The 13017-nt window shown below is 43.8% G+C and carries 12 protein-coding genes; 2 read left to right on the top strand and 10 right to left on the bottom strand.

Annotated features, from left to right (window positions below; all coding sequences use genetic code 11):
• Nucleotides 1–11: 11 nt before the first annotated feature.
• Together EV579_RS11305 and EV579_RS11300 are read right to left on the bottom strand one after the other, a co-directional pair.
• Nucleotides 12–869 (bottom strand): class II fructose-bisphosphate aldolase, encoded by an 858-nt coding sequence (locus tag EV579_RS11305; RefSeq protein WP_024423748.1) that lies wholly within the window; start codon nt 867–869, stop codon nt 12–14.
• 178 nt (nt 870–1047) lie between these two features.
• Entirely contained in the window at nt 1048–1422 is a 375-nt protein-coding gene (locus tag EV579_RS11300) for a response regulator (RefSeq protein ID WP_003214681.1), read from the bottom strand.
• A gap of 180 nt (nt 1423–1602) precedes the next feature.
• Here EV579_RS11300 and EV579_RS11295 point away from each other — a divergent pair, with 180 nt between their 5' ends.
• Nucleotides 1603–2133 carry a DUF2529 domain-containing protein gene (locus tag EV579_RS11295; RefSeq protein WP_024423749.1) on the top strand — a complete coding sequence of 177 codons (531 nt, stop codon included), beginning with the start codon at nt 1603–1605 and terminating at the stop codon, nt 2131–2133.
• 40 nt (nt 2134–2173) lie between these two features.
• Here the strand turns inward: EV579_RS11295 and pyrG are convergent, their stop codons facing one another.
• The 8 genes from pyrG to EV579_RS11255 all read right to left on the bottom strand — a co-directional run bounded on the left by pyrG (nt 2174) and on the right by EV579_RS11255 (nt 11674).
• The gene (pyrG, locus tag EV579_RS11290; RefSeq protein WP_133744466.1) at nt 2174–3781 is read right to left on the bottom strand and encodes a glutamine hydrolyzing CTP synthase; all 1608 of its coding nucleotides are present in this window, start codon (nt 3779–3781) and stop codon (nt 2174–2176) included.
• Between the two features lie 239 nt (nt 3782–4020).
• Nucleotides 4021–4560: a DNA-directed RNA polymerase subunit delta gene (rpoE, locus tag EV579_RS11285; RefSeq protein ID WP_024423751.1), complete on the bottom strand. Its 540-nt coding sequence runs from the start codon at nt 4558–4560 to the stop codon at nt 4021–4023.
• Between the two features lie 216 nt (nt 4561–4776).
• A complete protein-coding gene (locus tag EV579_RS11280) occupies nt 4777–4974 on the bottom strand; it encodes a hypothetical protein (RefSeq protein ID WP_133744465.1) in 198 nt (65 codons plus the stop codon).
• 145 nt (nt 4975–5119) lie between these two features.
• Nucleotides 5120–6262, bottom strand: a complete 1143-nt coding sequence (locus EV579_RS11275; RefSeq protein ID WP_133744464.1) for an acyl-CoA dehydrogenase — start codon at nt 6260–6262, stop codon at nt 5120–5122.
• Nucleotides 6263–6278: 16 nt separating this feature from the next.
• A complete protein-coding gene (locus EV579_RS11270; protein WP_133744463.1) occupies nt 6279–7391 on the bottom strand; it encodes an acyl-CoA dehydrogenase family protein in 1113 nt (370 codons plus the stop codon).
• An 11-nt stretch (nt 7392–7402) separates the two neighbouring features.
• Nucleotides 7403–8266 carry a 3-hydroxybutyryl-CoA dehydrogenase gene (locus EV579_RS11265; protein ID WP_044330938.1) on the bottom strand — a complete coding sequence of 288 codons (864 nt, stop codon included), beginning with the start codon at nt 8264–8266 and terminating at the stop codon, nt 7403–7405.
• Nucleotides 8266–9459, bottom strand: a complete 1194-nt coding sequence (locus tag EV579_RS11260; RefSeq protein ID WP_133744462.1) for an acetyl-CoA C-acetyltransferase — start codon at nt 9457–9459, stop codon at nt 8266–8268. The genes EV579_RS11265 and EV579_RS11260 overlap by 1 nt, the downstream gene beginning before the upstream one ends.
• Nucleotides 9460–9562: 103 nt before the next feature.
• Nucleotides 9563–11674 (bottom strand): heterodisulfide reductase-related iron-sulfur binding cluster, encoded by a 2112-nt coding sequence (locus EV579_RS11255; RefSeq protein WP_034622513.1) that lies wholly within the window; start codon nt 11672–11674, stop codon nt 9563–9565.
• A 143-nt stretch (nt 11675–11817) separates the two neighbouring features.
• On the opposite strand from EV579_RS11255, the gene cls reads away from it, so the two are divergent.
• On the top strand, nt 11818–13014 hold the full coding sequence (gene cls, locus EV579_RS11250) for a cardiolipin synthase (RefSeq protein WP_133744461.1): 1197 nt from the start codon (nt 11818–11820) through the stop codon (nt 13012–13014).
• Nucleotides 13015–13017 lie beyond the last annotated feature (3 nt).

The raw sequence follows: 13017 nt of genomic DNA, 5'->3' as shown, positions 1-13017 counted from the left end.
TTCTCATCAAATTATGCTTGGTTAGAAGAACCAAATTCGCGCATTTTGCCGATAACAGTCGCTTTAATTGCGTCACGAGCTGGTCCAAGATATTTACGTGGATCATACTCTTCTGTTTTTGCAGCAAGTGTTTCGCGTACTGCTTTCGCAGAAGCAATTTGGTTTTCAGTGTTTACATTGATTTTTGCTGTACCAAGTGAAATTGCACGCTTGATGTCAGCAGTTGGGATACCTGTTCCACCGTGAAGAACAAGTGGAAGACCAGTTGTTTTACCGATTTCTTCCATTTCAGCGAAACCAAGGTTTGGTTCACCTTTGTATGGACCATGTACTGAACCTAATGCAGGTGCAAGGCAGTCAATACCAGTGCGTTCTACAAGCTCTTGGCACTCTTTTGGATCAGCATAAATAACGCCCTCAGCGATGACGTCATCTTCTTGCCCACCAACAGTTCCAAGTTCAGCTTCTACAGACACACCATGGAAATGTGCAAGTTCAACGACTTTCGCAGTTGTTTCCACATTCTCATCGAATGGATGGTGAGAAGCATCGATCATGACAGAAGTAAATCCTGCATGAATCGCTTTTGCACAAGATTCAAAGCTTGAACCGTGATCTAAATGAATCGCAACAGGAACTGTTACATTATATTCTTCGATTAACGCTTTAACCATTGCGACAACTGTTTTGAAGCCGCCCATGTAGCGTCCTGCTCCTTCAGATACTCCTAAGATAACAGGAGATTTCTCTTCTTCAGCAGCTTGTAAAATCGCTTGCGTGAATTCTAAGTTATTTAAGTTAAACTGTCCAACAGCGTAACCTTTTTCCTTTGCGTCTTTCAACATTTCTGTCATTGAAACTAAAGGCATGATGAAAAATCCTCCCTATGTAGCTAATTTGCTTGCTAAAAAAAGCTCTCCACCCTAGCATGACCAGAATTTCTCGCCATATGTAAACTTTCAAAGTCAGATCGCTTTCTTCTTCTTTTCTAGAATACCAATTATTCGACAAATCGGCAACAGAATGACTCGATTCAATCATTTCCATCTAGCCATTTGTTTCAAGCGGCAGGTATTCTTTAACAGCATCTCGGATTTCATCAATATCAAAAGGCTTAGCGAAGTGCGTCAATGCACCGAGTTCTTTGGATTCTTGGATCATATCTAATTCTCCATAGGCTGTCATAATGATGACTCGAATGTCTTCATCAATTAATTTCATTCGTTTTAAAATTTCGATACCATCCATTCCGGGAATTTTCATATCAAGCAGGACAAGGTTCGGTCTATGGTTTTTCACAATATCTAATGCCTGAAGTCCATTGGCAGCTTGAAAGGTTTGATAGCCTTCTTTATGAAACACTTCATTCAATAATATTCTAATACCGTACTGATCATCGACAATTAAAATTTTCTCATTCATCTGTTACACCCCATTGCTTTCATTTTTCGCCATAAAAAGAGCTGTTGTTAAATAATTCTGTTTGATTTTCACATTTCCTTTAATTATAATAGTTTACTTTACGACATTTTCTGAGCATTTTTCCTAATATTCTCTTTATATTCTATTATAAAATGATCTGACCGAAGGAGGAAATGAGTCTTGTTAAAAATTTTTACGACCCAGTTATCAGGTATTTTTTCACGTATTGGAGAAAAGCAGGCTGAAGCGATTGAGGACGGTGCACGCCTTCTTGCACAGGCTGTTGTCAGTGGACATGCCGTTTATTTTCACGGAAAGAATGAACTGGCTGCTGTCGCCCTAGAGGCATCTGAAAGCAAGGAGCCATTTCCCGGTGCGAAGGTACTGCCGCTCGATCAAAAGGAGCGCAGCTTACTTCATCCAAGTGACAGGGTGCTGCTATTTTATTCAGACCCAGAAGATCCAGAAATTCAATCTCTTGTCAAAGAACTGCACGAACAAGGTACGCCCGTTGTTGGTGTAGGACCGGCCCAAAAGGAGCCGTCCACGATTGAAGAGCATTGTGATGTCCACATTGATTTCCAGCTCAAGAAACCGCTTGTGCCCGCTGAAGATGGGACAAGGTTTGGTTATCCTGCTTTAATGACCTGCTTATACGTCTACCACGCTCTATCGTTTACTGTGAAGGAAATCGTCGAGGAATATGAATAAAAAAACTGCCGAGAAGTGATATTCTCGGCAGTTTTTTGTTTTATTTTGATTCAGATGCTTGAAGTGAAGCACCAACGAAATCTCTAAATAACGGCTGTGGTCTTGTCGGTCTTGAAACAAATTCTGGGTGGAACTGAGAAGCAAGGAACCAAGGGTGATCCTTCAGCTCAATAATTTCAACAAGACGTCCGTCTGGACTTGTACCTGAGAAGACAAAGCCTGCTGCTTCCATTTGCTGTCTGTATTCGTTATTAAACTCGTAGCGATGACGGTGGCGTTCGTAGACCACTTCGTCATTGTATGCAGCAAATGCTTTTGAGTCTTCATTTAATTTACAAGGGTATAGACCGAGACGAAGTGTTCCGCCTAGATCATCTACATCCTTCTGTTCTGGAAGAAGGTCAATGATTGGGAATGCTGTTTCAGGATCAATTTCCGCTGAATGAGCTCCTTCAAGGCCTAATACGTTTCTTGCGTATTCGATAGATGCCACTTGCATTCCTAAGCAGATTCCGAAGAATGGCACTTTGTTTTCACGGGCAAATTGTGTAGCAATGATTTTCCCTTCTACTCCGCGGTCTCCGAAGCCTCCAGGAACAATAATGCCGTCAACATCTTGTACGAAATCAGCGATATTCTCTGCTGTCACTTCTTCTGCATTAATCCATTTAATTTGAACATCTGCATCAAACGCATAGCCAGCATGACGAAGTGATTCAACGACAGAAATATAAGCATCTTGCAGCTCAACATATTTCCCTACAAGTCCAATTGTGACTTGTTTTGAAAGGTTTTGCACTTTATCAACAAGTGCTGTCCACTCCGTCATGTCCGCATCTTGGCAGTCAAGTTTCATATGTTCACATACTAGCTTGTCCAGCCCTTGTTTTTGTAAATCAAGCGGAATGGAGTATAGCGTGTCCGCATCCTGACATTCGATAACAGCTTTTGTATCAATATCACAAAATAGCGCAATTTTGTCCTTCATATCTTGCGTCATTGGCATTTCCGTTCGGACCACGATGACGTTTGGCTGAATACCAAGACTGCGAAGTTCTTTTACACTATGCTGTGTTGGTTTTGTTTTCAATTCACCCGCTGCACGGATGTAAGGAACAAGGGTACAATGAATGTACATCACGTTTTCACGGCCGATGTCACTCTTCATTTGACGAATGGCTTCAAGGAATGGAAGGGATTCGATATCTCCTACTGTTCCGCCGATTTCTGTAATGACCACATCTGCACCCGTTTCTTTTCCGGCACGGTACACGCGGTCTTTGATTTCATTTGTAATGTGGGGAATGACTTGTACTGTTCCACCTAAGTAATCACCGCGGCGCTCTTTCTTCAGAACAGTAGAATAGATTTTACCAGTTGTGACGTTGCTGTACTTGTTTAAGTTAATATCAATGAAACGCTCGTAGTGACCTAAGTCAAGGTCTGTTTCCGCACCATCATCTGTGACAAAAACCTCACCGTGCTGGTATGGACTCATTGTCCCTGGGTCTACGTTGATGTATGGATCGAATTTTTGAATGGTAACATCCATCCCTCTATTTTTCAGAAGGCGGCCTAACGATGCAGCCGTGATTCCTTTTCCAAGTGAGGAAACAACTCCTCCTGTTACAAAAATATACTTTGTCATTTCGTATGCTCCTCTCTTTTTTACCCTTGCATGTCTACACATGCACAGCTTCATCCTTTTTAGAGTGTATCCCTAAATCTCTTGAAAAATAAGAAAGCTCCCTTTCAAATAAATGAAAGGGAGCGTAAATGAACGTATCTTTACGTACTCTTTTTTAGAGAGCCCAAAATACATACTACATAGTTCGCTCTCGAAAGTCAAGACGGTTTTGTCCTGTTTTGAAGACCGGTTTGAGAGGGTTATTTGTCTTCCTCATCATCGTCTAAATCGTCTTCATCAATCTCCGTTAAGCCGTCATCATCTTCATCATCATCTTCGTCGAAGTCTTCAAGATCTTCTTCAATTTCTTCATCATCGTCTAGGTCGAGATCATCGTCGTCTTCAACAAGATCAAGGTCTTCTTCAAGCTCGTCGATTTCTTCTTCCTCTTCGATCTCATCGAAGTCGTCTTCAACGACAGCTGCTTTTGATTTTTTCTTTTTCGCTTTTGTTTTCACAGCTGGCTGAACTTCTTCTTCGATTTGATCAACTGGATACCAGCTGCGAAGTCCCCATCTCTGATCACCTAACGAAATAAAGCGGCCATCTATATTTAAGTCTGTATAAAATTGAGCAAGTCGATCATCAAGATCGGATTTTTGTATTCCTTGCAAACGGACAATTTCATCTATTAACTCGGAAAACGTAATTGGTGTTTTGCTGTCTCTGAAAATTTCATAAGCAAGTTCAACTAAAGACATTTGTTTGAGCTGTTCCTGTGAGTATTCTTTCAAACTCAAGGTCAGACACTCCCTTTCTATTACATGTATGTATCCATTTATCAGTGAAATAATAAGTATTTATACCTTATTCTTACGACAAACCATACCTCTCATTATAAACAAATTAGGGGAGTTTATGCCACCTTTATTGATGTTAATTTTTGATTTTTCTCACGGGGAGCACCTAGAGTGTGTACGGCATGCTTTTTGTCGTTCAGTTTTTTCTCGTCTGTTTTAAAATGGAATGTTCTGAATGAATGAGACAACGATAGGAATCGTGAATAACATTCCAGCAGACATGAGTACGATTAATTTTCTGTGGCTGTTTTCTTTTTCTTCCTGCTTTTTTGGAGATTTCGAAAGCTCCGCGGACACCATGATCCAGATCACCATCGTGACGATTGCCAAAATGCCCATAATTGTTGAGTTCATCATCATAACCTCCATATTGATATTTTCCCTAATTTTAACATAACACGATGATGATATGGATGAACATTGACAATGCGCTTACTTTTGAAAACTGATGACGAACGAAAACAGACCACCTCACGTTCAGGCGGTCTTTGCTTGTTTTCTACATATCTAGCAGTTTCCTTGAGATGACCAGACGCTGGATTTCCTGTGTTCCTTCATAAATTTGAGTGATTTTCGCATCACGCATGTATCGTTCGACTGGATAATCCTTTGTGTAGCCGTACCCGCCGAAGATTTGAACCGCTTCTGTCGTCACCTTCATCGCTGTATCACCGGCAAAGAGCTTGGACATGGCTGATTCCTTTCCATACGGGAGGCCTTTCGTTTCAAGCCATGCCGCCTGATAAGTAAGCAGCCTTGATGCTTCAATCGCTGTTGCCATATCAGCCAGCTTAAAGGCGATCCCTTGCTGCTGAATGATTGGTTTGCCAAATTGTTTACGCTCCTTGGCATAATCAATCGCCGCATCAAGAGCGCCTTGAGCAATCCCAACCGCCTGTGCAGCGATGCCGTTTCTGCCGCCATCGAGTGTCATCATGGCTATTTTGAACCCTTCTCCTTCTTGACCGAGCCGGTTCCTTTCATGAATTCGGCAATCTTCAAATCGAATTTCAGTTGTTGGCGAAGAACGTATGCCCAGTTTACTTTCCTTTTTGCCAACGGAAAAACCAGGTGTCTCTTTTTCTACAATAAAAGCAGTTGTATTTCGAGACGAAGCTTCTTGGTCTGTTACGGCAAACACAATATAATAATCTGCAATGCCTCCATTTGTAATAAAAATTTTCGCCCCGTTCAGGACATATTCACTGCCTGCCTTGACGGCCGTTGTCTTCATCCCGCCGGCATCTGAGCCTGAACCGCTCTCAGTAAGCGCGTATGCTCCTATCTTCTGTCCTTCTGCAAGTGGCTTTAAGTAGTTCTCTTTTTGTTCCTTTGTTCCAAATGTATAGATTGGCCATGAAGCAAGAGATGTATGAGCGGACAGGGTGACGCCTGTAGAGGCGCACACTCTTGAAAGCTCCTCAACTGCTATGACGTAGGCTAAATAGTCACTGCCAATTCCGCCCACGTCTTCCGGCCAAGGGATACCCGTCAAACCAAGCTCCGCCATTTTGCGAAAAATAGATGGATCATATGTCTCTGTTTCGTCTCGCTTTGCTGCTGTTGGCTCCACTTCATTTTTCGCAAAGTCTCTCACCATTTTTTGAATCATTTCATGTTCATCACTTAATTGGAACTGCATCGTGAGCCACCTCGTTTCATATTAGCTGTTTACAGATGACCAGCCTTTGAATTTCACTTGTTCCTTCATAGATTTCACAAATTTTCGCATCACGAAAGTAACGTTCTGCTTGATAGCGATTCGTATAACCATCCATGCCTAGCAAATGGATCGCTTCTGTACTGATCTCTACCGCCGTTTTTGACGCAAATAGCTTTGCCATTGATGCTTCCTTTGTGACCGATCGATTTGCCTCTTTGAAAGAAGCCGCTTGATAGACGAGCAGTTTGGCCGCCTCAAGCTTCGCCGCCAAATCGCCCAGCCGAATGGTCGTTTCAAGACCTGCTGGATGCTTCTTTAAATAGACCACTGCCTCGGTTAAAGCGGCTTCTGCAATGCCAAGGCTTTGAGCCGCAATTCCGATTCTCCCTGCATTTAGGCTGGACATGGCAATTTGAAAGCCCTCTCCTTCTGCACCGAGCAGCTGATCTTTTGGAATCCGCACGCCATCAAAATGAAGCGTGACTGTTTTTGAACCGTGCAGTCCCATCTTTTTCTCATCTTTTCCAATCGTAAATCCCGGCGTATCTTTCTCGACAATGAACGCCGATATATTTTTTCTCGCAGAAGCCGGATCAGTCACCGCAAAGACAAGATATATCTCTGCTTCTCCGCCGCTTGTGATAAAGATTTTCGTCCCATTTAATACATAATCGTCGCCCACACGCTCTGCTCTTAACTGAATACTGGAGGCATCTGATCCAGCCTTTGGTTCAGTCAAACAAAAGGCGCCCAGCTTCTTCCCGGATGCAAGCGGCGGCACATAAGTTTCTTTTTGTTCCTTCGTTCCAAAAGTCAAAATAGGCATCGTCACAACAGATGTATGAACGGACACAATGACACCGATGGTCGCACTCACTTTCGATAATTCATGGATTGCGATGATATACGTTGTAAAATCTGCTCCTAAGCCTTGATACGAAGCTGGTATTGGAATCCCAAGATAGCCTTGCCGTCCCATTTCACTTAAAAGGTTTTTTGGAAACCGGCCTTGTTCCATGGCTTCTACTTCAGGGAATATACGCTGGCGTGCAAATTCTGCTGTCTGTTCTCTCCAGAGACGCTGTTTATCCGTAAGCAAAACATCCATCTTGACTCCCCCTATGAGTGGTCGTGGTATGTGTAAAAACCTCTCTTTGTCTTTTTGCCCAGCCAGCCTGCATTCACGTATTTTTTCAAAAGAGGACAAGGCCGATATTTGCTGTCTCCAAGTCCCTCGTGAAGGGTATTCATAATAAATAAACATGTATCAAGTCCGATGAAATCAGCTAGACGAAGCGGCCCCATTGGATGATTCATCCCAAGTGTCATCACGTCATCAATGCTTTCTGCATCTGCTACGCCTTCATACAAGGTGTAAATGGCTTCATTGATCATTGGCATCAATATGCGATTTGATACAAACCCCGGGAAGTCTTCCACTTCAATTGGGGTTTTGTTTAATGTCTTCGCTGTTTCATAAACAACTTGATATGTGTCATCACTTGTTTGCAGTGCTCGAATGACTTCAACCAGTTTCATGACAGGAACCGGATTCATAAAATGCATGCCAATCACTTTCTCCGGTCTGCTCGTCACAGCTGCTAATTCTGTGATCGACAAGGAAGACGTGTTTGTCGCAAATATGGCCTCAGCCTCTGCAAATTGATCAAGTGTTTCAAAGATTTGTTTTTTCACACTCATTTGTTCTGATGCGGCTTCTATGACTAAATGAGCCTGCTGCATGTCTTTTAAATTTGTGGAAACGGCAAGCCGCTGCGTAATATCTCGGACTGCCTGATGTGCCAGCTTTCCTTTTTCTGCCCGCTTCGTCAGTTGTTTGGTCATGGAGGAAATCGCTCGATGAATCTGCTTTTCTGATACATCATGGAGCAGGACTGTATAGCCTGACTGAGCAAACACTTGGGCAATGCCTGATCCCATTTGACCAGCCCCAACGACCATAACGGTCTCTTCTATACTCATCAATAAACGCCTCCCTTTTCATCTACCTTTATCATGATGGCGTCTCCTTGACCGCCTCCGCTGCAAATCGCCGCAATGCCAAGGCCTCCGCCTCTTTGTCTTAATGCATGAATCAATGTCAATATGACGCGTGTTCCGCTTGCCCCAATCGGATGACCGAGTGCGACAGCCCCCCCGTTGATATTCATTTTCCGCCGGTCGATCCCGGTTATTTTTTCACATGCCAAAGCCACAGCTGAAAAGGCCTCATTGATTTCAAACAAATCAATATCCTCTAGGCGCTTTCCTGTTTTCTTTAAAAGCTTCTCGATAGCAAAGGCTGGTGTTTTCGGAAAATCCTTCGCCTCTACAGCAACCTGAGCATGACCGAGAACGACTGCTATTGGCTTTACGTCATGCCGTGCAGCATACGTGTCTTTCATTAAAAGGAGCGCACTTGCACCATCATTGACACCTGGTGCATTTCCAGCGGTGATGGTCCCCTTCTGATCAAAAACAGGCATGAGCTTTGACAGCCGTTCATATGACGTATCACGCCGCGGAGACTCATCTTCTGTGATCAGCCGTTCTCCCGTTTTTATTTTGACGGTGACGGGGGTGATTTCATGTTGAAAAAAGCCGTTTTTTTGCGCTTCGATGGCCCGTTCATGACTTCTGAGTGCCCACAGATCCTGCTCTTCGCGCGTGATGCCGAGCTCCTTTGCAGCCATACTTCCATACTCACCCATATGAACACCCGTAAACGAACAGGTTAACCCATCTAAAATCATCGCATCTTGTACTGCACCATCTCCCATTTTGTAGCCCCATCGCGCTTTTTTTAGCAGATAAGGAGCGTGAGACATAGATTCCATACCGCCCGCTGCGATGACCTCAGCATCTCCGGCTCGAATGATTTGATCTGCTGCAGTCACACTGCGCATTCCGGATGCACAGACTTTATTGATGGTTTGTGTTGGAACAGACCAAGGAAGATCAGCATACCTTGCTGCTTGCCTTGAAGGAATCTGCCCTTGCCCTCCTTGTAACACACATCCCATGATGACCTCATCTATTTCATGAGAACCCGAAACTCTTTCCAGTGCAGCCTTGATCGCTATACCGCCTAGTTCTGCGGCAGTCAAACCACTGAGAGCACCGCCTAGTTTTCCAAATGGTGTTCTTGCTCCAGATACAATGACCGTCGTACTCATATATGCCCCTCCCCGTTTGTTACCGCTTACATATCATTTAGGCAGCTGATGAAACAGCGCCATGGATAAGCCGATGAACATCCTATTCATCGGCCTGTCATGTTTACGACACCTGCTTTCCAGGCTCACCAAACACTGATTTTTCAAGAAGTTCGGCGACATCAAATGTGCCTACCTGCTCCTCTACTTCCTTCGCCTTCGTCCCATCTCCCAGCATCGTTAAGCAATAAGGACACCCTGAGCTGATGATGGACGGCTGTACCTGTAACGCCTGCTCCGTTCGTGCAGTGTTAATCCGGGTACCCGTCTCTTCTTCCATCCACATTAAGCCCCCGCCTGCTCCGCAGCACATACCAGTTTCACGATTGCGCTCCATTTCTTTCAGCGTCACACCAGGAATGGCTTTTAAAATGTCTCTTGGCGGGTCGTACACTTCGTTATATCTGCCTAGGTAGCAAGAGTCGTGGAAGGTAATCACTTCGTTTACTTCATGTACAGGTGTTATTTTCCCTTCTTTCACTAACTCTGCCAGTAATTCTGTATGATGGTACACTTCTGCCTCAAGTCCGAAGTCTGGATATTCATTTTTAAATAAGTTGTAGGCGTGTGGATCAATCGTGACGATCTTTGTAACGCCGTTTTTCTGGAATTCTTCAATGTTTTTTGCAGCAAGCTCTTGGAATAAAAATTCGTTTCCGAGTCTTCTTGGTGTATCACCTGAGTTCTTCTCTTTATTGCCTAGGATCGCAAAGGAGACCCCCGCTTCATTGAGGAGCTTCGCAAAGGCAAGCGCAATCTTTTGGCTTCGATTGTCATAAGCCCCCATTGAACCTACCCAGAATAAATAATCAAAAGTTTGCTCTGCTTTTTTCAGCTCTTTCACTGTCGGCACATGCACATCTTCTCTCAGTTCACGCCAATTTTCTCTTTCTTTCCGGTTCAGCCCCCACGGGTTCCCTTGGCGCTCAATGCTTGTCATGGCACGCTGTGCATCTGCGTCCATTTTTCCTTCAGTCAAGACAAGATATCTGCGCATATCAATAATCTTATCAACGTGTTCATTCATGACAGGGCATTGGTCTTCACAGTTTCGGCACGTCGTACATGCCCAGATTTCTTCTTCTGTAATGACCTCTCCAATAAGAGAAGGATGATATATCGAGCTGGCAGCCGACTCTTCCGCACCTGCTCCTCTCGCCTGCAGTGCCAACTGGTTTCCTGTTGTCTGCTTGAAGGCAAGCTGCGGGACCCAAGGTGTCTTTGATGTAATAGCGGCTCCTTTATTGGTTAAATGATCTCTTAACCTTAAAATCAAATCCATCGGAGACAGCATCTTCCCTGTTCCTGTTGCCGGACACATATTCGTGCAGCGCCCGCATTCCACACAGGCGTAAAGGTCGATGAGCTGAGACTGACGGAAGTCTTCAATTTTTCCCACACCGAAGGTCTCTTGTGTCTCATCTTCAAAATCGATCTTTTGCAGCTTGCCTGGCGGGTCTAATCTGCTGACAAAGACGTTCACAGGCCCTGCAATTAGATGAGCGTGCTTTGACTGAGGAACGTATACTAAGAAGGTCAGCAAAATAAGAAGATGCACCCACCATGCGGCATAAAAAACAATCGCAGCCGCCAGAGGTGAAATTCCGCCCAGCAAGAAAGCAATACCAGAAGCGATTGGCTCAGTTGGTGATAGAGAGTGTCCATGCCAGATGATGTTCATGCCGTTTCCAAGTAAGACTGTCAGCATTAAGCCGCCAATAAATAAGAGCACTAGACCCGATTTGAAGCCTCGTTTTAAACGGACAAGCTTCTCCACGTATCTTCTATGGAACGCCCATACAACGGCAACTAAAATGAGAAGTGTGACAATCTCTTGGAAAAACGTAAAGACGCCGTACACCGGACCTAAAGGAAGCCCGCTGTCTGGAATAAGCCCCTTCAGAATAAAATCAAGGGCTCCGAACTGTACGAGGATAAATCCGTAGAAAAACAGCACATGAATGATGCCGCTCTTCTTGTCCTTTAACAGCTTCTTTTGCCCAAATACATTGACCCAAACACGCTCTAAGCGTTTCTTCATGTCTTGTTGAAACTCTTCTTTTTTACCAAGACGAATATACGCCGCTCGTGTTCGAATGAGATAAACAAACAAATACACTGCGTAAGCGGTCACCGCCGCAAATGCGATCAAGTTGATGATTAAAAGGCTATTCATCTTGCTCCCCCTTTCATTCCCCAAAACCCACTTTGTTCCGTTTCCATGTTGTACCTCTATCATAAATAATGAATGAGTATTCAGTCAATATTTTTTACGCGTTTGGGTACACTATTGAAATATGCAAAAAAGGAGGAAGTTTCATGATCGCATTGATCATCCTACTCGTACTCATTGTCATCGTTTTGCTCGTGATGTTAGACCTTTATATGGGGAGAAAATATTTTTCTACTCACGCATTTGAACGGTCTTTTGACCAAACAAGCGGCGATGCTGCCTTTTATCATGATGGCGAACCATTTTTCGATCAGCTGCTTACCGATATACAGCAGGCCTCTTCTTCTATTCATATGATGTTCTTTATTGTAAAGAACGACAAGATTGGTCAAAGGGTCTTACAAGCATTGAAAGCCAAAGCGGAGCAAGGAGTTTCCGTCTTTTTGCTGACTGACCGATTAGGCTCCTATCCGTTTGATCAAAAGGCGATTGACATGCTAGAAAGAAGCGGCATTCAATTTTACTTTTTAAATAAGCCTCGTTTCCCTTTTTTGATTTACCGTCTAAACATGAGAAATCACCGTAAAATAACGGTGATTGATGGGAAAATTGGCTATATTGGCGGATTTAATATAGGTGATGAATATGTCGGGAAGAAAGGCCGATTTGGTATTTGGAAGGATTATCATTTGCGGATGACTGGACAGGTTGTCGCAGATCTCCAGCATGTGTTTCTGAATGATTTGTACCGTTCGTCTGGCATTCATCAGCTGCAATATGAGGTTTTCCCTGCATTGGAACCGGGAACATTACAATGCACAACACGCGCGACTGCTGGCTTTTCTTTAGAGGCTTTATTTCTCCAAGATATTCAGCAGGCGAGGAAACAGATCATCATCTGTACGCCTTATTTTATTCCATCAGCCCCTCTTCTGAAGGCACTGCTTGATGCACGAAAGCGGGGCGTCACAGTTGAAATCATCATTCCAATGAAAGCGGATCATCCACTTGTCAAAGAGGCTGGCTTTCATTATTTGAAGGACCTCATTGCCTCTGGATGTCTTGTTTATCGTTTTTATAAAGGGTTTTATCATTCGAAAGCCATTTTGATTGATCACAGCCGCTGTATGATCAGTACCGCGAATTTTGATAAACGCAGCTTGTTTTTAAACGAAGAAGTAGATGTAGCCATTGATGATCCCGCTTTTACTGCACACGTAGAAGAAAAGATTCGGGAGCATATGGAGGTTTCTGAGATCCTGACAGAAGAAACATTGTCAAAGCGTCCGCTTTTCACTCGGCCGCTTGAGTGGGTTGCTGCCATGTTCTCGTATTTTTTATAAAGG

This window comes from Bacillus sp. BK450 (genome assembly GCF_004364885.1).
Lineage (GTDB): Bacteria > Bacillota > Bacilli > Bacillales > Bacillaceae > Bacillus > Bacillus safensis.
The sequence above is the reverse complement of the archived record's forward strand: the minus strand, read 5'-3'. Positions and strand labels throughout refer to the sequence as shown.

What these genes read in the sequence shown, in the direction of transcription:
- EV579_RS11305 (WP_024423748.1), bottom strand. Translation starts at nt 869, where the DNA reads ATGCCTTTAGTTTCAATGACAGAAATGTTGAAAGACGCAAAGGAAAAA.
- EV579_RS11300 (WP_003214681.1), bottom strand. Translation starts at nt 1,422, where the DNA reads ATGAATGAGAAAATTTTAATTGTCGATGATCAGTACGGTATTAGAATA.
- pyrG (WP_133744466.1), bottom strand. Translation starts at nt 3,781, where the DNA reads ATGACAAAGTATATTTTTGTAACAGGAGGAGTTGTTTCCTCACTTGGA.
- EV579_RS11280 (WP_133744465.1), bottom strand. Translation starts at nt 4,974, where the DNA reads ATGAACTCAACAATTATGGGCATTTTGGCAATCGTCACGATGGTGATC.
- EV579_RS11275 (WP_133744464.1), bottom strand. Translation starts at nt 6,262, where the DNA reads ATGCAGTTCCAATTAAGTGATGAACATGAAATGATTCAAAAAATGGTG.
- EV579_RS11270 (WP_133744463.1), bottom strand. Translation starts at nt 7,391, where the DNA reads ATGGATGTTTTGCTTACGGATAAACAGCGTCTCTGGAGAGAACAGACA.
- EV579_RS11265 (WP_044330938.1), bottom strand. Translation starts at nt 8,266, where the DNA reads ATGAGTATAGAAGAGACCGTTATGGTCGTTGGGGCTGGTCAAATGGGA.
- EV579_RS11260 (WP_133744462.1), bottom strand. Translation starts at nt 9,459, where the DNA reads ATGAGTACGACGGTCATTGTATCTGGAGCAAGAACACCATTTGGAAAA.
- EV579_RS11255 (WP_034622513.1), bottom strand. Translation starts at nt 11,674, where the DNA reads ATGAATAGCCTTTTAATCATCAACTTGATCGCATTTGCGGCGGTGACC.
- cls (WP_133744461.1), top strand. Translation starts at nt 11,818, where the DNA reads ATGATCGCATTGATCATCCTACTCGTACTCATTGTCATCGTTTTGCTC.